At 35.0% G+C, this 19,658-nt stretch carries 17 protein-coding genes; 16 read left to right on the top strand and 1 reads right to left on the bottom strand.

The window, feature by feature from the left end:
* Positions 1–5: 5 nt before the first annotated feature.
* From pyrI to pyrE, 6 genes are read left to right on the top strand one after another with little or no spacing between them, the layout of a single operon-like run.
* Positions 6–455: an aspartate carbamoyltransferase regulatory subunit gene (gene pyrI / locus STERM_RS13100; protein WP_012862106.1), complete on the top strand. Its 450-nt coding sequence runs from the start codon at positions 6–8 to the stop codon at positions 453–455.
* 22 nt (positions 456–477) lie between these two features.
* The gene (locus STERM_RS13095; protein WP_012862105.1) at positions 478–1,293 is read left to right on the top strand and encodes a dihydroorotate dehydrogenase electron transfer subunit; all 816 of its coding nucleotides are present in this window, start codon (positions 478–480) and stop codon (positions 1,291–1,293) included.
* Positions 1,294–1,330: 37 nt separating this feature from the next.
* A complete protein-coding gene (locus tag STERM_RS13090; protein WP_041310003.1) occupies positions 1,331–2,284 on the top strand; it encodes a dihydroorotate dehydrogenase in 954 nt (317 codons plus the stop codon).
* A gap of 16 nt (positions 2,285–2,300) precedes the next feature.
* Positions 2,301–3,008, top strand: a complete 708-nt coding sequence (gene pyrF / locus STERM_RS13085; RefSeq protein ID WP_012862103.1) for an orotidine-5'-phosphate decarboxylase — start codon at positions 2,301–2,303, stop codon at positions 3,006–3,008.
* Between the two features lie 28 nt (positions 3,009–3,036).
* Entirely contained in the window at positions 3,037–4,293 is a 1,257-nt protein-coding gene (locus tag STERM_RS13080; protein WP_012862102.1) for a dihydroorotase, read from the top strand.
* On the top strand, positions 4,286–4,909 hold the full coding sequence (pyrE, locus tag STERM_RS13075) for an orotate phosphoribosyltransferase (protein WP_012862101.1): 624 nt from the start codon (positions 4,286–4,288) through the stop codon (positions 4,907–4,909). Before STERM_RS13080 ends, pyrE begins: the two co-directional genes overlap by 8 nt.
* An 88-nt stretch (positions 4,910–4,997) precedes the next feature.
* Here the strand turns inward: pyrE and STERM_RS13070 are convergent, their stop codons facing one another.
* Positions 4,998–5,867, bottom strand: coding sequence for a LysR family transcriptional regulator (locus tag STERM_RS13070; protein ID WP_012862100.1), 870 nt, complete (start codon positions 5,865–5,867; stop codon positions 4,998–5,000).
* A gap of 115 nt (positions 5,868–5,982) precedes the next feature.
* Between STERM_RS13070 and STERM_RS21340 the strand changes: the two genes are divergently transcribed.
* The 10 genes from STERM_RS21340 (at position 5,983) to rpmA (ending at position 19,620) form a co-directional block, all read left to right on the top strand.
* Positions 5,983–6,717: a tautomerase family protein gene (locus STERM_RS21340; RefSeq protein WP_012862099.1), complete on the top strand. Its 735-nt coding sequence runs from the start codon at positions 5,983–5,985 to the stop codon at positions 6,715–6,717.
* Positions 6,718–7,059: 342 nt separating this feature from the next.
* Positions 7,060–14,283 carry an autotransporter domain-containing protein gene (locus STERM_RS13060; RefSeq protein WP_012862098.1) on the top strand — a complete coding sequence of 2,408 codons (7,224 nt, stop codon included), beginning with the start codon at positions 7,060–7,062 and terminating at the stop codon, positions 14,281–14,283.
* A 200-nt stretch (positions 14,284–14,483) separates the two neighbouring features.
* Positions 14,484–14,987: a hypothetical protein gene (locus STERM_RS13055; protein WP_012862097.1), complete on the top strand. Its 504-nt coding sequence runs from the start codon at positions 14,484–14,486 to the stop codon at positions 14,985–14,987.
* Positions 14,988–15,120: 133 nt separating this feature from the next.
* Positions 15,121–15,627, top strand: coding sequence for a tetratricopeptide repeat protein (locus STERM_RS13050; protein ID WP_012862096.1), 507 nt, complete (start codon positions 15,121–15,123; stop codon positions 15,625–15,627).
* Between the two features lie 243 nt (positions 15,628–15,870).
* Entirely contained in the window at positions 15,871–17,238 is a 1,368-nt protein-coding gene (locus STERM_RS13045) for an MATE family efflux transporter (RefSeq protein ID WP_012862095.1), read from the top strand.
* Positions 17,239–17,340: 102 nt separating this feature from the next.
* Positions 17,341–18,003, top strand: a complete 663-nt coding sequence (locus tag STERM_RS13040) for a glycerophosphodiester phosphodiesterase (protein WP_041310000.1) — start codon at positions 17,341–17,343, stop codon at positions 18,001–18,003.
* 40 nt (positions 18,004–18,043) lie between these two features.
* Complete coding sequence (locus tag STERM_RS13035) at positions 18,044–18,517, top strand: hypothetical protein (protein WP_041309997.1); 474 nt, start codon at positions 18,044–18,046, stop codon at positions 18,515–18,517.
* Positions 18,518–18,689: 172 nt separating this feature from the next.
* On the top strand, positions 18,690–18,998 hold the full coding sequence (rplU, locus tag STERM_RS13030) for a 50S ribosomal protein L21 (protein WP_012862092.1): 309 nt from the start codon (positions 18,690–18,692) through the stop codon (positions 18,996–18,998).
* A gap of 2 nt (positions 18,999–19,000) precedes the next feature.
* Positions 19,001–19,333 (top strand): ribosomal-processing cysteine protease Prp, encoded by a 333-nt coding sequence (locus STERM_RS13025; protein ID WP_012862091.1) that lies wholly within the window; start codon positions 19,001–19,003, stop codon positions 19,331–19,333.
* Positions 19,333–19,620 (top strand): 50S ribosomal protein L27, encoded by a 288-nt coding sequence (gene rpmA, locus STERM_RS13020; RefSeq protein ID WP_012862090.1) that lies wholly within the window; start codon positions 19,333–19,335, stop codon positions 19,618–19,620. The genes STERM_RS13025 and rpmA overlap by 1 nt, the downstream gene beginning before the upstream one ends.
* Positions 19,621–19,658: the final 38 nt, after the last annotated feature.

Here is a 19,658-nt window from a genome sequence, read left to right as displayed (position 1 = left end):
AAAATATGGAATTACAAATATCTGCAATAAAAAACGGAACTGTAATAGATCATCTTCCTACAGATACTGCTTTGAAAGTAGTAGAAATACTGGATTTGAAAAATTTCAGGGAAACTGTGACGGTGGCATTTAATCTTACAAGCAATTCACTGGGGAAAAAAGGGATAGTAAAGGTAGCATGCAGAACTCTTACAAAAGAAGAGCTGGAGAAAATATCTCTTATAGCTCCGGGAGCTACAATAAATATAATAGAAGACTTCAAGGTAAAAGAAAAAAAGGAAGTACCCGAGCCTAAGGAAATAAACGGGATAGTAAAGTGCAATAACAGCAGATGCATAACGAACAGCGAGAAGGTAGAAATAAAATTTTTAAATGAAAGTGACAGTCACGGAAGAAAATATAGATGTATATATTGTGAAAAAGTGATAAAATATACAGATATAATATTAAAGTAAAAAACTGATAAAAGGAGGGCAAATGAAAAATTTTTTAAATGATGTAAAAATTCTGGAAAACAGAGAGATTGGAAAAGATAATTATCTTTTAAGGGTAAAAATGAACGACGAATGTATAGTACCGGAAGCCGGTCAGTTTTATCTGCTGAAATGCCGTGACGGGGCTAAGATTCTGAAAAGGGCAATAAGTCTTCATTATATAGACGAAGATGAGAGAATTCTTGAGTTCGTATATAAAATAACAGGAAAAGGTACTAAAGAGATATCAGAATATAAAAAAGACGAATATATAAATATACAAGGGCCTTTGGGAAAAGGGTTCGGTACCGGGATAAAAGATAAAACTGCTGTAGTCATAGGCGGAGGAATAGGACTTGCCCCTTTAAAGCAGCTTATCAAAAATATAAAGGAAAGCAACAGAATAGTTTTCATAGCAGGGGGAAGAGATATGGAAGCCTTGAAAATACTGGAAAATTTTGATAGTGAAAATATCGATTTGAAAATATGCAGTGATGACGGGAGTATAGGTAAGAAGGCTTTTGTAACGGAGCTTCTTGAAAGCTATCTGAAAAACGGGGCAGCTGATATAATTTATACATGCGGCCCTCATATAATGATGGAAAAAATAGCAGAAATTGCAGAAAAAAATAATGTACAATGCGAAGTTTCCATGGAAGAGAGAATGGCGTGCGGAGTAAAGGCGTGTGTGGGATGCTCGATAAAAACTACAGAGGGTATGAAAAAGGTATGCCATGACGGTCCTGTATTTAACAGTAAAATTATAATAAAAAGCCTTTCTCGTATGACAGAGGAAGAGTGCAGTGCGAAATGTATATAAATAATAAAACGGGAAAAAATAAATGCGAGGTGGAATTTTGAATTTTTTAAAAATGAATTTTGCCGGTCTGGATCTGGAAAATCCGATAATGACTGCAAGCGGATGTTTCGGATTCGGACTGGAATATAAGGATTATTTTGATCCAAATGAACTTGGTGCAGTTTTGATAAAAGGACTCACTCCAGAGCCGAGAGAAGGAAATTATGGAATAAGAATAGCAGAAACTCCTGCCGGAATGCTGAATTCAGTAGGCTTGGAAAATCCCGGGATAGATTATTTTGAAAGAGAAACAGCGCCGTTGCTGGAAAGAGAACTAAAAGTTCCTGTAATTGCGAATATAAACGGAAAAATTCTGGAAGAGTATATAGAAATAGCTGAAAGAGCAGAAGCTATAGATGTAATAAAAGCGATAGAGCTGAATATATCATGTCCTAATGTAAAAGACGGGGGTATGGCATTCGGGGCTAATCCTGATATGGCAGCAAAAGTAACAAGGGAAGTAAGAAGGGTCACTAAAAAACCTTTGATAGTAAAGCTTTCACCTAATGTTACTGATATAGCGGGAATAGCAAAATTAGTGGAAGCCGAGGGTGCAGATGCGCTTTCTTTGATCAATACACTGCTGGGCATGTCCATAGATATAAATAAAAAGAAGCCTCTGCTCGGCAATATATTCGGCGGTTTATCAGGACCGGCAGTGAAGCCTGTAGCTTTGCGAATGGTATATCAGGTATCTAATGCGGTATCAATTCCTTTGCTTGGTATGGGAGGAATAAGCACTGCGGAAGATGCTCTGGAATTTTTTATGGCAGGCGCCTCGGCAATATCTGTAGGAACAGGATTTTTTCAGAATCCTCTTGCAGCTGTTGAGATAAAACAGGGACTTATCAACTATTGTACTGAAAATAATCTGTCTAATATAAATGAAATAGTGGCATATGCTCATACAGATGACGGAAAGGCTTATAGAAAAAGAATTTTTTCAAAATAAAAACGGAGGGTAAAATATGAAGGCGAGAAAAAAAGTAATAACAGCACTGGATTATAAAAATATGGATGATGTAAAAAATCTTGTGGAGCTTCTGGGAGATGAAATAGAGTATTATAAAGCCGGACTTGAGATATTTCTGAATACAGGCGGGGAAATAGTAGATTATCTGCATTCCCTGAATAAAAAAATTTTTTTGGATTTGAAATTTCATGATATAAATAATACTACTAAAATGGCATGTGAATTTGCAGCAAGAAAAGGAGTATTTATCTTTAATATACACGCATCATGCGGTACAGAAACAATGTATGAAATTTCAAAGATGTTAAAGGATATGAATTCTAAAAGTCTGTGTATAGCCGTGACAGTATTGACAAGTATGACAGAGGAAAAAATGCAGGAAATTTTTATGACAGATGCGAGTCTTGACAATATGGTAATGAATATGGCTGAGCTTACTGGTAAAAGCGGTCTTCACGGTGTAGTTTGTTCTGCATGGGAAGCAGCAAAAGTAAAAGAAAGATGCGGTGAAAATTTTGTTACAGTATGTCCCGGTGTAAGACCGGCATGGTCTGCTTCTGATGATCAGAAAAGAATAATGACACCTGCCGAGGCTGTAAAAAACGGTGCAGATTATCTTGTAATAGGAAGACCGATCACTAAGGCGGATGATCCTAAAAAGGCTGCAATGAGAATACTGGAAGAGATAGAAGCTGTATTATAGATAAAAATATAAAAAGGGCGGTGAACTAATGCTGTTACGAAACGGAACGCTGGTTAACGGAGAAAAAGCAGATATTTTGATTATAAACGGCAAAATACATCTTATAAAAAAAGAGATAGAAATTAAGGAAGCCGGGAGAATATTTACTGAAATAACCGGGAAGAAATTAGAGGAGATAGACCTTAAATACAGATATATAATGCCCGGAGTTATAGATGTGCATACGCATATGAGAGACCCGGGCTTTACACAAAAAGAGGATTTTATAAGCGGTTCCAAAGCTTGTGCCAAAGCTGGAATAACTACATTTATAGATATGCCTAATACTAATCCGGCAACTATAACAGAAGAGGCACTGGAAATGAAGAGAAAGAGTGCCGGCGAAAAATCTGCCGTGAATTACGGGTTTCACTTTGGAGGAAGCAGTGATAATAATTCGCAAGAAATCGGGAAAGCAAAAGGTGTTTTGTCAACAAAGGTATTTTTAAATGTAAGTACGGGAAAAATGCTTGTAGAGGATGACAAGGTGCTGGAAAGTATAGTAAAAGCTGCAAATTTTTTAACTGTTCATGCTGAAGGCGAAATGATAAACAAGGCTCTTGAATTTAATAAAAAGTTTGGAAAAGGACTTTATATATGCCATGTATCTTCGAGGGAAGAAATGGAAATAATAGAAAAAGCAAAGGCTGATAACATATTTAATAATGAAAATCATCCGATTTTTGCCGAGGTTACACCTCATCATTTGTTTTTGGACGAAGAAATGAAGGATTCAGATGAGGAAAAAAAGATGCTTTACAGAATGAAGCCTGAGCTAAAGACAAAATCAGACAGGGAATATCTGTGGCAGAGTATAGAGAATGGGACTGTAGATACCATAGGAACTGATCATGCACCTCATTTAAAAAGTGAAAAAATGGAAAAAATAACTTTTGGAATGCCAGGAGTAGAAACTTCGCTTGCATTAATGCTTACAGCATATAATCGGGGGAAAATAAGCCTTGTAAAGATACAGGAATTAATGTGTGAAAATCCTGCTAGAATATTTGGGATAAAGAATAAAGGCGTATTGAAAGAAGGATATGATGCTGATATAATAGCAGTGGATACAGAGCAGGAGTGGCTGGTAAAAAAAGAAGAGCTTTTGTCAAAGTGCGGCTGGTCTCCATATGAAGGCTGGAAATTAAAAGGTAAGAATATACTTACTATAGTTAACGGCAATATTGTTTATAAAGACGGGAAAATATTTGAAAATAAAGGGAAGGAAGTAGAAATTGATGAATAAAAAAGAGCAGACAGCAAAAATTCTTTTTGATTTGAAAGCAGTGAAAATAAATGTAAAAGAGCCTTTTACATTCTCTTCGGGGATAAAAAGTCCTATATATTGTGATAACAGAGTGATACTGGGATATCCGGAGGCAAGAGAGCAGATAGTACAGGGATTTTTAGATATAATAGATACAGAGAATACTGATGTGATAGCAGGTGTAGCAACTGCAGGCATTTCATGGGCGGCTTTTATAGCAGAAAAATTAGGAAAGCCAATGGCCTATGTAAGAAGCAAGCCTAAAGGTCATGGAGTGGGAAGACAAATAGAAGGGGCAGAAACAGCTGGGAAAAGAGTAGCTGTAATAGAAGATCTGATATCTACAGGGGGCAGCAGTATTAATGCAGCAGAAGTGCTTAGAAATTCAGGTGCGGATAGCGTGGAAGTAAAAGCTATATTTTCCTATAATTTCAAAAGTGCTTTTGAAAATTTTGAAAAAATTAACTGTAAATGGGATATAATATCGGATTTTGATATTTTGATAGAGCTTTTGAAAAACGAAAAATATCTTAATGAAACAGAAGCAAAAACAGCTTTGGAATGGAATAAAAATCCTGAAAGCTGGGGAAAATAATGAAAAAATTCCTGTTGAAGATGTCGCAGGAATTTTTTTATGAAAGATAAATGCTGTAATATGGTGTAAATATATGGAATATTTCATATCAGATAAATAATTTGATAATATCTTTCATAGTTTTGGATAAATAGTTTTCTCTCTGCTTAAGAACAATAATTCCGTAATTTAATTTCATTTCCAGATCCTCCAGCTCGAAAAAATTCAAATTCGTATTTATTACCAATGATTCCGGAAGTATTGCAATTCTGTCTGATTTGACCATATCAGGAATAAGGATTTGATTCGAACATATAAAGACTTGTTTTAATCTGCCGGTCAGATTATTTTTATCAAGAGCTTTCATAAAAGCCCGGTTTGTAATACACGTTTTATCTCCTATAACTATCGGATACTGCAGAATATCTGATAGCTGAATGATTTCTTTAGACAATAACGGGTGAGAAGGCGGAAGAGCAAATCCAAAATTTTCATCTCTTATTTTGGAAAATTTTGTCTTTGGGTGATTTTCTTCCTTTTCTGTGCTGAAAGCAAAATCAATTTTTCTTTGAATCAAAGAATTATACATTTGTTCTGTGTTTCCCAGCAGAAATTCGATATTCATATGAGGCTTGTTTTCCTGAGTCCAGTCCATAATAAGATCGGCAGTCTGAGAAGCATATATTTCCAATACCCCTATGCGGAGTGTCCCGATTTCTTCTTTTTCAATATCTGACGCCACACCTTTGAAATAATTCCAATGATCCAGAAGATTATCCAGCTGACTGTATAAAAGCTCACCCTGTCTGGTTAATTTTGCATCCCAGCCGCGTATAAATAATTTAAATCCGAGTGATTTTTCCAATTGCTTGATATGATTCGTAATTGTAGGCTGTGTATAATATAACAAATCAGCGGCTTTAGAGAAAGTTCCGCTTTCTACTATAGTTTTGAAAGATATTAATTCTTTAATTTCCATATTATTTCTCCCAACTTTATAAAAATATTTTATATTTTCAGATAAAATAATTAATTATCTTTATTAATGTGACTATTGTACAATAATTATATTAATAAAGTAAAGGAGGAAATATATGCCGTTTTTAAAAATATATTATAAAAAAGAAATATCAGATGAAACAGTTAATAAAGTAAATGATTCAATTCATAAATCACTAATGGATTGTTTTGATGTTCCGGAAGATGACATTTTTCACATCTGGCTGCCTTTTAATGCAGCAGATTCAAAGATAGACAGTTATTATGTATTATCAGAAGGCAAAAAAAGAAGTGACAGCTTTTTATATATAGATATCTTATGTGCAGAGGGCAGAACCACAGAACAAAAAAATAAACTGTATCTTTCAGTGTCCGGACAGATAGCTGATAAAACAAATATTTCGGCAGAAGATATTTTTATTACACTTAAAGAAATTCCAAGAGAAAACTGGTCATTCGGTGAGGGGAAGGCACAGGCAGTTACAGAGAAAAGAGAAAAAAAATCTCTTACAGCTGGAAATTCAGGAGGGGTAATATTGAATGGAAATCCTGTTTTAGACAGTTATACGAGAGATATGCTATTTGGCGAGGTTTGGATGGATGAAACCTTAGATCAGAAAACAAGAAGCTTCATTACATTAACAGCACTAGCAGCGATTGGAAATACCGAGCAAATGAAATTTCATATTCAGACTGCGTATAAAAACGGAGTCAAACGAGAGGAATTAATTGCATTAACAACACATCTGGCATTTTATATAGGATGGCCGCAGGCTGTACAGCTTTTGAATCAAATATCAGATGATTTCAAATATAACCCGGAATTTTAGCCGGAAAAGAAAGCCAGAGACTGAAGCTGGCTTTTTAAACTGTACTTAATTTTGTTTTAGCAATATAAAAAAATTAATTTATTAGAAAAGGTAAGACAAATTTATAGGAAAAAGTATTTTTAAAAGAGAAATAATAAAGCATATAAAAGAATGCAGGTTTAATTATTATTTCGAAACAGAATATTTATAAATAAACAAAAGATAAAAATATATTTTAAAAATAAAACATTTTGAAAATAAAATAAAAATAACTTGACAAAAATATAAATTTGTAATACAATTAAGAACAAAATTTTAATAGAAATTTAGAAAATAAATTTAAGAGAGTGGAAGGAATAAAACATGAAAAATAAGAAGATGTTATTTTTCTTGACATTAAATGCGGCATCGACGTTATTTGCTGATACAAATAAAGCGGAAACAATAAAAAATAACAGGTTATATCAAAATATGTTAAAGAATATAAATGTAAATAAATCAAATGAAAAAAATTATAAACTTATAGAACGAATACTCAAACAAAAAAATAAAGAACTGAAAGATTTATACTTACAGGGAGACTATATTGTTAAACCTGAGTATCTGGAATGGCAGGTATTCTTCAGCGGTTTCTATAATAATAAACAGCGTAATGATAATACTATGGAAAATGCCCTGTATTATTCCAATCCTAAAACTACCGGAGATAGTAACAAGATAAACAGGGAAATATATGAAAGTATTATAAAAAGCGGAATAAGCGATGATATTTTATTCTCTATACTAAATGGAAATAAAGAACTGTACTCAGTGCTTACAGCGGATCAAAAAATTCTGGTTGATAAACTGTTCTCGGGCAGTCAGCATGCAACACAGGGAAACTTTAAGCCTTATTATAAAGACAGTGATTATAAAGTAGTAGATCTGGGTCTTAGTATAGATGTTAAAGGTGTAGACAGAGAAGTATCCGATATAAAGGTCTCGGATATAATTGTACCAAATATTCAGTCTAATATGATAGAGGTCTCAATTCCTGATGAATTAGATATACCAGTATTGGATATAGTATCATTTAATCCTAGTATACCTAATATCACCACAATAAACTTCAATCCGATTCCGATTCTGAATCTGAACGGAACAGGCGGTGGAAACGGAGGAACAACAGGTTTTTTCCCATACGGTGACTCTAATGGAAGTAATTCCATAATATCACAAATGGATATAACAAGCGGTACAATAACTGTAAGAACACAGGGAAATGATGAATGGGCGGCGACGAATCCGGGATTTTATAATTATACATTAGATAATGTGATAGGAACTCCGTCGGCAGGTTTGAAATATGATATGAGACAGATTTATGATCCTGTAGCCGGAACATGGGAGGAAGAGCTGGCAGTACTTCCAACGGGAATATATACCGATTCAATTCTTAATTATAAGGATATTTACGGAATGTATGTACAGGGTATATTTAAAGTAGTAGATAACCCGATAACAAGATTAGGTGCAGCAGGTGGAAATCCGGAAGATTTGAAAGTAACACTTGAGGGTGATGTGCCTGATGCGGAATATCTGGTACAAATCCTGCATTATGACGAGCATTATATGGGATATGACCCTGAAACAGGAGAAATGCTGAAATATACACTGACAGATATGGAAAATAACGGATGGATAACAGCAGCAGAAAAGCAGGAGCTGGGAGATAAATTTTTAGATACCTCGCTGGAACATACAGCAGATAACAGATGGTTTCAGTATGTGGAAAATAACGGAACATGGGAACTAAAGGGATCAAATGTAGTGGCGGTAAATCTGCAGGCACACGGAGCATATGAAGAAGCAAACAGTTACTTTACCAACAGGGGAACAATAACAGGGCTGAATGAAGCAAGTACAGTTAATAATCTGTTAGGAAAACAAGTAGCATTTATGTTTACTGAAGGCGATGTGTATAATAAACAGGAGGGTTTTGACAATACAGGAAAAATAGAGATGAGAGCACCGGAAAGCGTAATATTTCTGATGACTAATAATGCATCTTCCGGTTATTTCACAGAAGATATGAACAGTGAGGGTGAACATAATAAATATGTCGGCGCAGGTAAACATGTAATGATGAATAACGGAGATATGAAGCTTTACGGGAACAGCAGTGTGGGCTTCTATACAAATAACGCTACATACAGTCATTATAATTACAGTATGGATTATCATGAAGACGGAAGCTGGAATTGGTATGAGTCAGGAAACGGGCTGTTCAGATCAGAGCTTCAGCTTTATAAACCAATAACTGTTCTCGGAGATCAGAGCATAGGACTTGATATAGAAAGAAGCATTAATTTTGAAAATTCAAAGTTGAAAGTAGATGTAGGGACAGAGGATCCAAGACAGGCTGTTGCCAATTCATCAGGATATAACGGTTTGGAAAACAGCGGTAATATTTCAGGCGGAAACAGCAGTTATACCGAAAATTCCGTAGGAGCCTATATAAATATGAGCTTTGAAAAAAATAACAGTACAATAAGCGTAAATGACTGCAGAAGCGGAACATGTATAAGTACTTATGAAAATAAAGCAAAGCCTATAGTATTGAATGACTATTATTTTAATGTAGGAGAATATTCAAGAGGCGGAGCAGCTGTGAGAGTGGAGGAACATGCAGATGTAACACTCGGTTCCTCGGCAGACAGTGCAAAGTCAAATATAATAAATCTCCTTGCAGGTGGGGAAAATAATGCCGGAATATATATTTCCGGGACAGAAGCACAGGTGAAAACCAATGGAATGATATTAAATATAGACGGTAAAGCACAGGTAGGATCACAGGTAGAAAATGACGGGAAATTTTTTCATAACAATGGAATTATAAATGTAAACGGTGTTAATAATACGGGAGTGGCTGTAAGAAGCAGCGGAACCGGGGAATTGAACAATAATGGTATTGTCAATACAGGTATGAGCAATCTGGGAGTATATAATGACGGCACATTTAATATGAACGGAGGAAGTATAGTATCAAACGGTCTTGCTTCAGTGGGAATATACAGTGAAACCGGAAATACAGATACAAATCTGAAAGGCGGCAGCATAAGAGCCGAAAACGGAGGGATAGGTCTTTACGCAGGTAACGGTTCCGTGATGAATCTGCATGAAGGTTTAAATTTAAGCTCGGGAAATAAAGGATTATTATTTTATAACTATGATAATTCCACAGTTTCAGGAAAATATGATCTTACAGGAACTGTCGGAGCTTCTGTGGAAAACGGCGGAAGTGCATTTTATGTAAAAGAAGGGACTTCAATAACAGATTATCTGAATAATTCATTTACAGGAAGCGGGAAACTTGAATTAACAATGGATTCAGGATCAAAGTTATATATTCTTGAAGGGACTGGAACAACACTGAGTTTGAGTTCTCTTGACGGAATGGTAAATCCCGGCTCTTCGCTTACAAACAATGTAATAATAAGCTCTGCAAGTGCAAGTGATTATATACCGCTGTCAATGAATAAAGGAGCACTGATTTTGGACAGAAATGTAAATCTGGACAGCAGCAGTGAATTATATAAGAGATCAGAATTTTCATCTGTAAAAGTGGATTTAACAAGCGGGAATTCAATAACAGGTTCTCAGTCTGACCAGACTGGTATAGCACAAAGAAACTATGAGAATTCTTCTGGTAAAGATGCGGTGAAAATAACTAATGACGGTTCAATAGCTCTCACAGGAAATAATGCTGTAGGAATTGCTTCTGATTATGGTCATGTGGTAAATAACAGCACAGTGAAAACTACCGGGGAGAAATCCGTGGCAATATATTCGGCAAATGGAACAACAACGGAAAATAACGGGGAAATTGTAATAGGAGGAAATAACAGTGCCGGAATTTACGGAGCAAATTATCTGGACGGGATAAATTCGTCAGCAGTATTAAAGTATGGTGATGATAAGATAGATATTTCCAATAACGGCAGAATTATTTCTGAAGGAAACGGGAAAGTATACGGAATTTATGCTGATAATAAATATTTATCAAGAAATGATTCAGCTGTCAGACTGGGAAGCGGCTCTAATATAGACCTGTCATCTTCAAACGGAGGAGTAGGGATATATGCTAACAATACTAGGCTGACAGGAGAAGGAATTCTGAGTGTAGGTAACAGCGGAGTAGGGCTTTATGCCAAAGACAGTGATGTAAACCTGAATAATTTTACGCTGAACCTAAACGGAGATAAGGCACTCGGCTTCTATCTGGACGGAAATACTAATTTTACAGGAAACGGCAATATAAATATAAACGGTAACGGAATACTGGTATTTAACATAAATTCAAACGGAACATTTACAAATGATTTTATTATAAATTCATCGGCAGGTTCTACATATACACTTGGAAATGTAGCGGATAATACATTCAGATATACAGGAAGTGCCAGTCTTGCCGGAAACGGAAGTTTTATATACGGAAAAAATTCCGCAGTGCTTTTAGATACGGGTTCTGTGATAAATGCCGCAGAGGATAATGTGGTGGGGATTTCTATGGAAGGGCAGTATAACGGGAGTCTTCCTTCAGGATTTCAAAGCGGAGTTGATGCAGAAAATAAAGGGGATATTACATTAACAGGAAGTAATTCAGCCGGAATTTATGCTGTAAATTCTTCAAGAGTGAAAAATAGCGGAAATATTACTGTAGGAAACAATTCGGCCGGAATAAGCACAAAAGGAACAGCTTCTTCGGCAGTTAACAGCGGGACTATTTCAATAGGAGAAATTTCAACAGGAATTTACGGTTCAGAGAGCAGTTTTGCAGAAAATACAGCTGATGGAAAAATATTAAGCAATGCTTCCGAAACAGCAGGTATATATATGGACGGTTCAGCGACAGCTCAGCTTGTAAATAACGGTCTTGTAGAACTAAACGGCGATAAATCAAGAGGGATTTATGTAAAAGGAAATGGTGTAAAAACTATTACAAATAACGGAACGATAAAAATAGGGAATTCATCAGATATAAATAATCCCGGAATAGGAATTTACAGTACTGCTTCAGGAAATACTATACTGAATTCCGGAAATATATTAACCGGAAATAATTCTGTGGGAATTTATGCCGACGGCGGAACTGTAAACCAAAGCGGTCTGATAATGACAGGCAGCAGCGGAACAGGTATTTATGGTGACAGAGCCAATATCGTATTAAATGCAGGTTCAGAAATAAATGTCGGAAATGATAAAGCAGCAGGTATTTACGCATTAAACGGAACAAGTATAATAAGCAACGGAAAGCTGACAGCAGGGGAAAACAGCTACGGATATGCATTGAAATCCGGATCGGGGCTGGAAAATAATTCTGAAATAACATTGAAAAATAATTCAGTATTTGTTTACGGGGATTCAGCCGGAAATATTAAAAATAATGCCGGAATTACAATGGATGGTTCTGATATAACAGGATTTTATACGGTAAATGGCGGAAATATAGAAAATAACGGAAGTATTAACGGTATTACCGGAACAGCCAATATAGGTATTTATTCACAAAACGGAACTGTAAGAAATACCGGTGAAATAATACTCGGGAATTCAGTAATAAATGATTTTATGGATACGAAAAAGAATAAGTATACTGTGGGTATATTTGGAGAGAATTCAAATGTATATAACAGCGGAAATGTAAAAGTAGGATATTACGGAATCGGTGTCTACGGCTCGGGCGGACGTGTAGAAAACCACGGAAATATCACATCTGATGCAGAAGGGGCAATAGGACTCTTTATAGAAAAAGGCACGCTTGAAAACTTTGGTGATATAACATTAAACGGACAAAATTCAATAGGAATATACGCAAATAAACTTTCGACTGTAACAAATCACGGAGTAATAACTATGAACGGGGAATCTTCACAGGGAGTTTACCTGAATATAGGTTCGGTTCTTGAAAATAACGGTGTAATAAATATAAACGCCGGAAAAAGTCAGGGAATACTCATAAAAGGCGGGGGAGACCTTGTCAATAATACAGGGGGAATTATTAATCTCGGTATAGGTGCCGAAGGTTCTGAGACAGTTTCCTACGGAAGTGCTACAGATTATCCGATTCCAAGTATAGTAAACGGCGGAATAATAAATGTATCCGAGAATTTTGAATTAAACGGTATAGATATATCAATAAAAGTAAATCCTGAAACAATAAGCACACCGACATTATCAGAGGATATGGGAGCAGACTTTGTATCCGATGCGGTAAAATTCTATGCACCTTCATTTGATACATCGGAACCTATAGGGATCTTAAGCGGATTTGCATCCGGCACACATGCTGAAGTGTATAAACTGAAAGATGTATTTAATCCGATGACAGATGACGGAGGACCGAATTCAGGGCTGGTAAAGGTAAGAAGCAAATCTCTGACTTGGTCTGCAACACCTGTTCTAAACTCAAGCGGGAAAGTAGATATATGGATGCAGAAAATTCCGTATGATAATTTTACAAGCGGATTATGGTATGAAGACTTTGGACGTGCTCTTGATACAAAATATGTAGGGTCAAACGGTAATACGGGACTAATATTTGACAAGATTGATACAATAGAAACAGAGCCGGATTTCAGAAAAACAATGTCTAATCTTGCGGGAGACATATATGCGAATATGAATCAAAGAGAGGAAACGATAGGCGAAATATTTGAAAATTCACTAAATTTAATGCAGGATTCTAAAAATAATACAAAAGAAAATGTAAAATTAAATGTTATAACAGGAAAAGGAAGATCAAAAGAAGAAACTGACGGAGTAGTGGATTATGATTATACTACTGTGGGAATACAGGCTTTGAGAGAAGTGGAAAGAACTTACAGACATAAATTCGGATACTCTTTGGGATATGCACATACTGATTTTGATCTGAAGGACGGAAATAACAGTAAAGAAAAAGCAGATACACTGCAGCTGGGATTCCACAATAACTATAATTTTAATAACTGGATACTGAAAAATGATATTACAGGAAGAGCAAGCTTTTATAATATAGATAGAAATCTAAACTGGACAAATTCAGAAAACTCGAATATGACAGGTGACTATCAGGTATATAGCGTGACAAGCGACAATAATCTGGGTAAAGAATTTTCAATTGGCAAAAATTCAAGCATTACACCATACGGCGGAGTAAAGCTTATGTATATTAACAGACCGTCATTCAGTGAATCAGGTCTTGAAGCACTTCAGGTGGACGGGAATGATGCATGGAGCATAAAACCGAAAGCTGGTTTTGAGCTAAAAACAGCCGTACCTTTGGGGTCGAAAGATTCATGGAAATTAAAAGGAGCACTTGATGTCGCTTATGAATATGAACTGGCAGATCTGAATGAAAGAGAATATGCGAAACTTGTAAATGTAGAGACTGATTATCATAAACTGGCTAAGCCTGCCGATGATAAAGGACAGTTAAGGACAAAAGCAAGTATCGGAGTGGAAATAGAAGACAGATACGGTGTATTTGTAACTGGTGAATATAAATTAGGGGAGCATAATCAGGATGAATACAGAGCAGGAATAACATTAAAAGCAATATTTTAAACTATAGAAGAAGCGGGAACAATTAAATCCTGCTTCTTTTTTTTATAAACAGGATCTTTTATTCGGAAACTGATACTTAGCTTGATTTTATTTTTTGCGGCAGGTATAATAAACTAAGGATTTTTCTGCGGAGCGGAAATGTCTGGTCTTGTTATCAAAACTTGTGTTTATATTTTAATTAACGAAAGGATTGATGGAGAATGGAAAGAAAAAAGACAGTCGATATTGTTACTGTTACGCTTATTGAGCGCCCTGCCCGCAGGCTGATGCTGCTAAGATCGGTCAAAGCATCTGATTATTTTTCTTACTGTGAAGAAATGGGCTGTGACTGGGAAGAAATATTAAATAATATTCCGGATAAACTTGACAGTGCTGCTATTCTCACACTTCCGGATAAACTGGTAAAAACTGGAACTTCTGCAATAGCAGCAGGAATAGAGGTGCCTGCGGATTATTCGGGGAAACTTCCGGAAAAATATGAAATTATAGAGCTTCCAGCCTGTGAAATGCTTTATTTTCAGGGGATGCCTTATGAAGATAAAGAAGGATTCATAAGAGCCATAGAAATAGTGAATAAAGCAATAGAAGAATATAAACCGGAGATGTTCGGATATAAGTTTGCTTGTGATTTAATACCGGAGTTTAATTTCGGCGCTTTACCGGAAAAAGGCGCAAGAATAATGAAGCCGGTCAAAGCACTGTAAGCTGAAATGAAACTTATTTTTGATATGGAATCTTATATATATTTTTAATAATAAGAATAAACAAATATGTATGATCTTTTTTTTATTTATGATAGAATATGAAAACAAACAGAAAAAGTTCAAGGAGTTTTTTATGAAAAGGAAATTTTTTATTGTAATAACATTTATGATTTTCTCATTTTGTCTTTTGGCTGATACGGAAAATCTGAAATCCGGGATAATAAGCCTGAATGAAAAAAAATATGATGAATCGGAAAAATATCTGTTAAAAGCACTAAATGAAGATGGAAATAAAAATGCATATTTTTATCTGGGATTACTGTATAATGATGTGGGGAAATATGATCTTGCAGAAGAATACTATAAAAAAGCCATTGATGAAGGCAGTAAAAATGCACTGAATAACCTGGCGATGATATATATGGATCAGGAAAAATATGATCTTGCGGAAGAATGTTATAAAATGGCAGTTGTAAAAAATGTAAAAGGTTCGGTATATAACCTTGCTAATCTGTACTATATTCTGGAAAAATATGATCTAGCAAAAAGATATTATACAATTGCAGCCCAGGAGGGAGATGCCGATGCATGGGAAATGCTTCGGATTATAGAGCTTGAGGTATCAAGAGTATATTATTAAATCAGCAGCGAGATACTGCAGAGCATGTTATTCCGTTAACTAATATTTTGTATCAGGCATCTGGTTTCAGTTTGCGGCAGAGACATAAAAAAAAGTTGATTTGTATGAATAGAATAATGTATAATATTTTAATAACGGGAATATTTTGTAATAAATTTTGAGTTTAATATTATAAAATATAGAAGTCTGTATCACAGGACTTCTATTATTTTTTGAAAGAAACAATAATGTAAGGAGGAAAAAATGGAAAACAGCATATCATTAGAAAAAGACAGTATAGGAAAATTATTATTTAAATTTTCCATACCTGCAGTGGTGGGGATGCTCGTAAATGCACTATACGGAGCGGTCGACACTATATTCGTGGGACAGTTCGTCGGAACCAATGCACTGGCAGGAGTAGGCGTAACTTTTCCTATTACAAATACCATTATGGCAGTGGGAATGTTGGTAGGTATAGGAGCAGCAGCAAGAATTTCCATATCTTTGGGGCAAAAGAAAAAAAACAGGGCAGAAAAATATCTTGGAAATGCAGTAGTTTTGATGATCATAGGATATGCTTTGGTGGGCATTTTGGGGAAAGTCATGATTACGGGCATATTGGGCTATCTGGAGCTGAATCCGGAAGTAGCGGCTTATGCTAATAAATTTACCAATATAATGTTAATAGGATCAATATTTCAGATAGTAGGTCTGGGACTCAATAATGTAATAAGAAGCTGCGGAAGTCCGAAAATAGCAATGTTTACTATGATTATAGGCGGTATTACAAATATAATACTTGATTATATATTTATAGTTCCGTTTAAAATGGGTGTAGCAGGTGCTGCATGGGCAACTATAATAGCACAGGCTGTGAGCTGTATCTGGGTTACGGCGTATTTTTTCGGGAAAAGCAGTCTGCTGAAAATGAAATTGAAAAACTTTAAGCTTTCATCTTATATTGTATGGTCAATAGTATCGATAGGATTCGCACCGTTTATGCTGCAGATGGCGGGAAGTCTGATTCAGTTTATTTTGAGCAAACAAATAGTTTATGCATACAGTTCCGGAGAGTCGGATCTTGTAATAGGAGTAATGGCAGTAATAAGCAGAGTTACAATAATCTTATTAATGCCTGTATTCGGTGTAAATCAGGGAGCACAGCCGATAATAGGTTTTAATTACGGCGCAAGGCAGTATGACAGGGTAAAAAAGACCTTGAAGCTGGCAATGATAGTCTCTACAGTGCTTTGTGTATCTTCTTTTATAGTAATTCAAACAATGCCGGAAGTTCTTTTAGGGCTTTTTATAAGCAAAAATGATATGAAGGCTATAGAAATCGGTACACATGCAATAAGAATATACTGTCTGGGATTTGCAGTTGTAGGATTTCAGGTAATATCATCGAGCTTTTTTCAGTCAATAGGAAAAGCAGCGATCTCTATGGTACTGTCCATGTCAAGACAGATAATACTGCTGATACCGTTTTTATTAATTCTTCCAAGATTTATGGGATCTGAAGGTATCTGGATAGCAGCGCCTATGTCTGACTTTCTGGCATTTATACTTTCAGTAACTATGATCAGCTGGGAAATGAGAAAAATCAGAAGAATGGAGCTTTCTGTTTAGCAGATTGCTAAAAATATACTAAATTAAAGAAACAATACCGGACAACATGAGATGATATGTACTGTGAAAATAAGATATAAAGTAAATCTCGGGAGTGATATTATGAAAAAGATAGGGCACAGAGGAGTAAGAGGTATTAAGCCGGAAAATACTCTGGAAAGTATATTAGAAGCCGTTAATCTGGGATTTGATATGGCTGAGATAGATATCCAGATGACGAAAGACGGGAAAATTATAGTGTTTCATGATTATGATCTAAAGAGACTTTTTAACAGTAATAAAAAAATATCAGAACTCACATATGAGGAATTGCTGACAATTACAGATGAAATTCCTTTATTAAAAGAAGTGATAAAAAATATAAAAGATAAAAATATGGAACTAAATATTGAAATAAAAGAATTATTTCAAAAAAACGGAATTATTGAAGAACTTATATACCTGCTTGAAAGATATTCATTCAAAGAAAAGGTTCTTATTTCGAGCTTTGACCATGTAATTCTGAAAGAGATAAAAAAGAGGGATAAAATGCTGAAAACAGCTGTGCTGGTCGCTTCAAGACCGGCAGATCCCGTATCCGTGATAAAAGCTGCAGAAGCAGACGGTTATAACTCGCTTTATTATTTTATGGATAAAGAAATAATAAGCGAGTGTCATAAACACGGTTATTTCGTGAATATATGGACTGTAAATACAAAAGCAGAAGCAGAATATTATAAAAATATGGGAGTAGACGGAATAATTTCAGACTATAATCTGTTTTAGGAAAAAGTATAGTGAAGTATGGAAAGGTAACTGGAGGAAAATGGTGAAGGATAAGCCGAGCAGACGTGAAAGTAACGAAAGTACGGCAAAGATAAAAAAAATAATAAGCAGTAATCTGGAAAATTTTGAAAGATATAAGATTGTTTATGCTGTGCAAAAGAAAAAAAGTCTGTTTAAAAAGGAGTATAGAACTTATTTAACAGCTTATAATGACAGAACGAAGGATATAGTATTTTTGAAAATGGACAGTGAAATTAAAAAAGTGGAAGAAATCAGCGAAGTGGAGCAGGATGACGTAATTTATGCAAAAATAACTAAAGATAATAAATATAAGCTTTCTACACATAACAAGGAATTTGAATTTGAGGTTCCGGAATTTATATTAAAAAATCAAAATCTGCTGCCGGTTTTGCAAAAAGAAGAATCGGAAGCTTTTAGGGACTTTTTTGAAAATGCCTTGATTACGATAAAAAAGGTCAAAGTAACATCAGTTGGGAAAAAAAATAATATTTAATATTATCAGACAAAATAAAAAAATAATTATCAAAATCTGTTACGCAAATTGCCTTAGTTTGATAAAATAATTGACAAGTATGCCGGATTTATGATACTATATTCTGGTATACGCCTTAAGAAGGTCAGCTAATGCCTTATCTTAAGCGATTTGAAATTATGGAGGTGAAAACATGTACGCAGTTATTAAGACAGGTGGAAAACAATACAAAGTTCAGGAAGGTACAGTTTTAGAAGTTGAGAAATTAGCAGCGGATGTTGATTCTGATGTAGAATTAACGGATGTATTAATGATTATCGATGGTGATAAAGTAGAAGTAGGAAAGCCTTTAGTTAATACAGCTAAAGTAGTCGCTACAGTAAAGGCACACGGTAAAGGTGATAAAAAGATCAACTTCAAGTATAACAAAAAAACTTACTACAGAAAAAAAGGTCATAGACAGCAGTTTACTAGAATTGAAATAAAATCTATTACTGTTTAATCATGATTAAAATAAACATTTACCGGAAAAACGGGAAAATTATAAGATTTATCGTAAAGGGCCACGCAAATTACGGGGAGTACGGTGAGGATATAGTTTGTTCAGCAGTGACGACATCTGCTACACAGACTTTAAATGGTATATTGGAATTATTAAAATTAGAACCGGACTATAAATATAGTGAAGGATTGATAGACTGTAATTTTGCAAATATTGATTTAAAGGGAAACGAAGCTGAACTGAATATATTGTTAGAATCTATGTATAAAATGCTGGAAGGAATATCCAAAGAGTATTCCGATAAAGTAAAATTAATAGAGAAGGAGGAGTCCTAATGTTATTAAAATTAAATTTACAGTTATTCGCATCTAAGAAAGGTCAAGGATCTACTAAAAACGGTAGAGACAGTAATCCTAAATATTTAGGTGTAAAGAGAACTGATGGTGAACTAGTAAAAGCCGGAAATATAATAGTAAGACAAAGAGGTACTAAATTTCACGCAGGGACAAACATGGGTCTTGGAAGAGACTACACATTATTCGCTCTGACTGACGGATATGTGAAATTCGAGAAATTCGGAAAAAATAAAAAAAGAGTTAGTGTATACTCTGAAAGAGCATAGATGTAAAATGAGCTTTTATAAGGCTCATTTTTTTATAA

It is taken from the genome of Sebaldella termitidis ATCC 33386 (assembly GCF_000024405.1).
Taxonomy (GTDB): Bacteria; Fusobacteriota; Fusobacteriia; order Fusobacteriales; family Leptotrichiaceae; genus Sebaldella; species Sebaldella termitidis.
The sequence above is the reverse complement of the archived record's forward strand: the minus strand, read 5'-3'. Positions and strand labels throughout refer to the sequence as shown.

Bases quoted from the DNA above. Each gene is read 5' to 3' on its own strand.
- pyrI (WP_012862106.1), top strand. From the start codon at position 6: ATGGAATTACAAATATCTGCAATAAAAAACGGAACTGTAATAGATCAT.
- STERM_RS13095 (WP_012862105.1), top strand. From the start codon at position 478: ATGAAAAATTTTTTAAATGATGTAAAAATTCTGGAAAACAGAGAGATT.
- pyrF (WP_012862103.1), top strand. From the start codon at position 2,301: ATGAAGGCGAGAAAAAAAGTAATAACAGCACTGGATTATAAAAATATG.
- STERM_RS13080 (WP_012862102.1), top strand. From the start codon at position 3,037: ATGCTGTTACGAAACGGAACGCTGGTTAACGGAGAAAAAGCAGATATT.
- pyrE (WP_012862101.1), top strand. From the start codon at position 4,286: ATGAATAAAAAAGAGCAGACAGCAAAAATTCTTTTTGATTTGAAAGCA.
- STERM_RS13070 (WP_012862100.1), bottom strand. From the start codon at position 5,867: ATGGAAATTAAAGAATTAATATCTTTCAAAACTATAGTAGAAAGCGGA.
- STERM_RS21340 (WP_012862099.1), top strand. From the start codon at position 5,983: ATGCCGTTTTTAAAAATATATTATAAAAAAGAAATATCAGATGAAACA.
- STERM_RS13060 (WP_012862098.1), top strand. From the start codon at position 7,060: ATGAAAAATAAGAAGATGTTATTTTTCTTGACATTAAATGCGGCATCG.
- STERM_RS13055 (WP_012862097.1), top strand. From the start codon at position 14,484: ATGGAAAGAAAAAAGACAGTCGATATTGTTACTGTTACGCTTATTGAG.
- STERM_RS13050 (WP_012862096.1), top strand. From the start codon at position 15,121: ATGAAAAGGAAATTTTTTATTGTAATAACATTTATGATTTTCTCATTT.
- STERM_RS13045 (WP_012862095.1), top strand. From the start codon at position 15,871: ATGGAAAACAGCATATCATTAGAAAAAGACAGTATAGGAAAATTATTA.
- STERM_RS13040 (WP_041310000.1), top strand. From the start codon at position 17,341: ATGAAAAAGATAGGGCACAGAGGAGTAAGAGGTATTAAGCCGGAAAAT.
- STERM_RS13035 (WP_041309997.1), top strand. From the start codon at position 18,044: ATGGTGAAGGATAAGCCGAGCAGACGTGAAAGTAACGAAAGTACGGCA.
- rplU (WP_012862092.1), top strand. From the start codon at position 18,690: ATGTACGCAGTTATTAAGACAGGTGGAAAACAATACAAAGTTCAGGAA.
- STERM_RS13025 (WP_012862091.1), top strand. From the start codon at position 19,001: ATGATTAAAATAAACATTTACCGGAAAAACGGGAAAATTATAAGATTT.
- rpmA (WP_012862090.1), top strand. From the start codon at position 19,333: ATGTTATTAAAATTAAATTTACAGTTATTCGCATCTAAGAAAGGTCAA.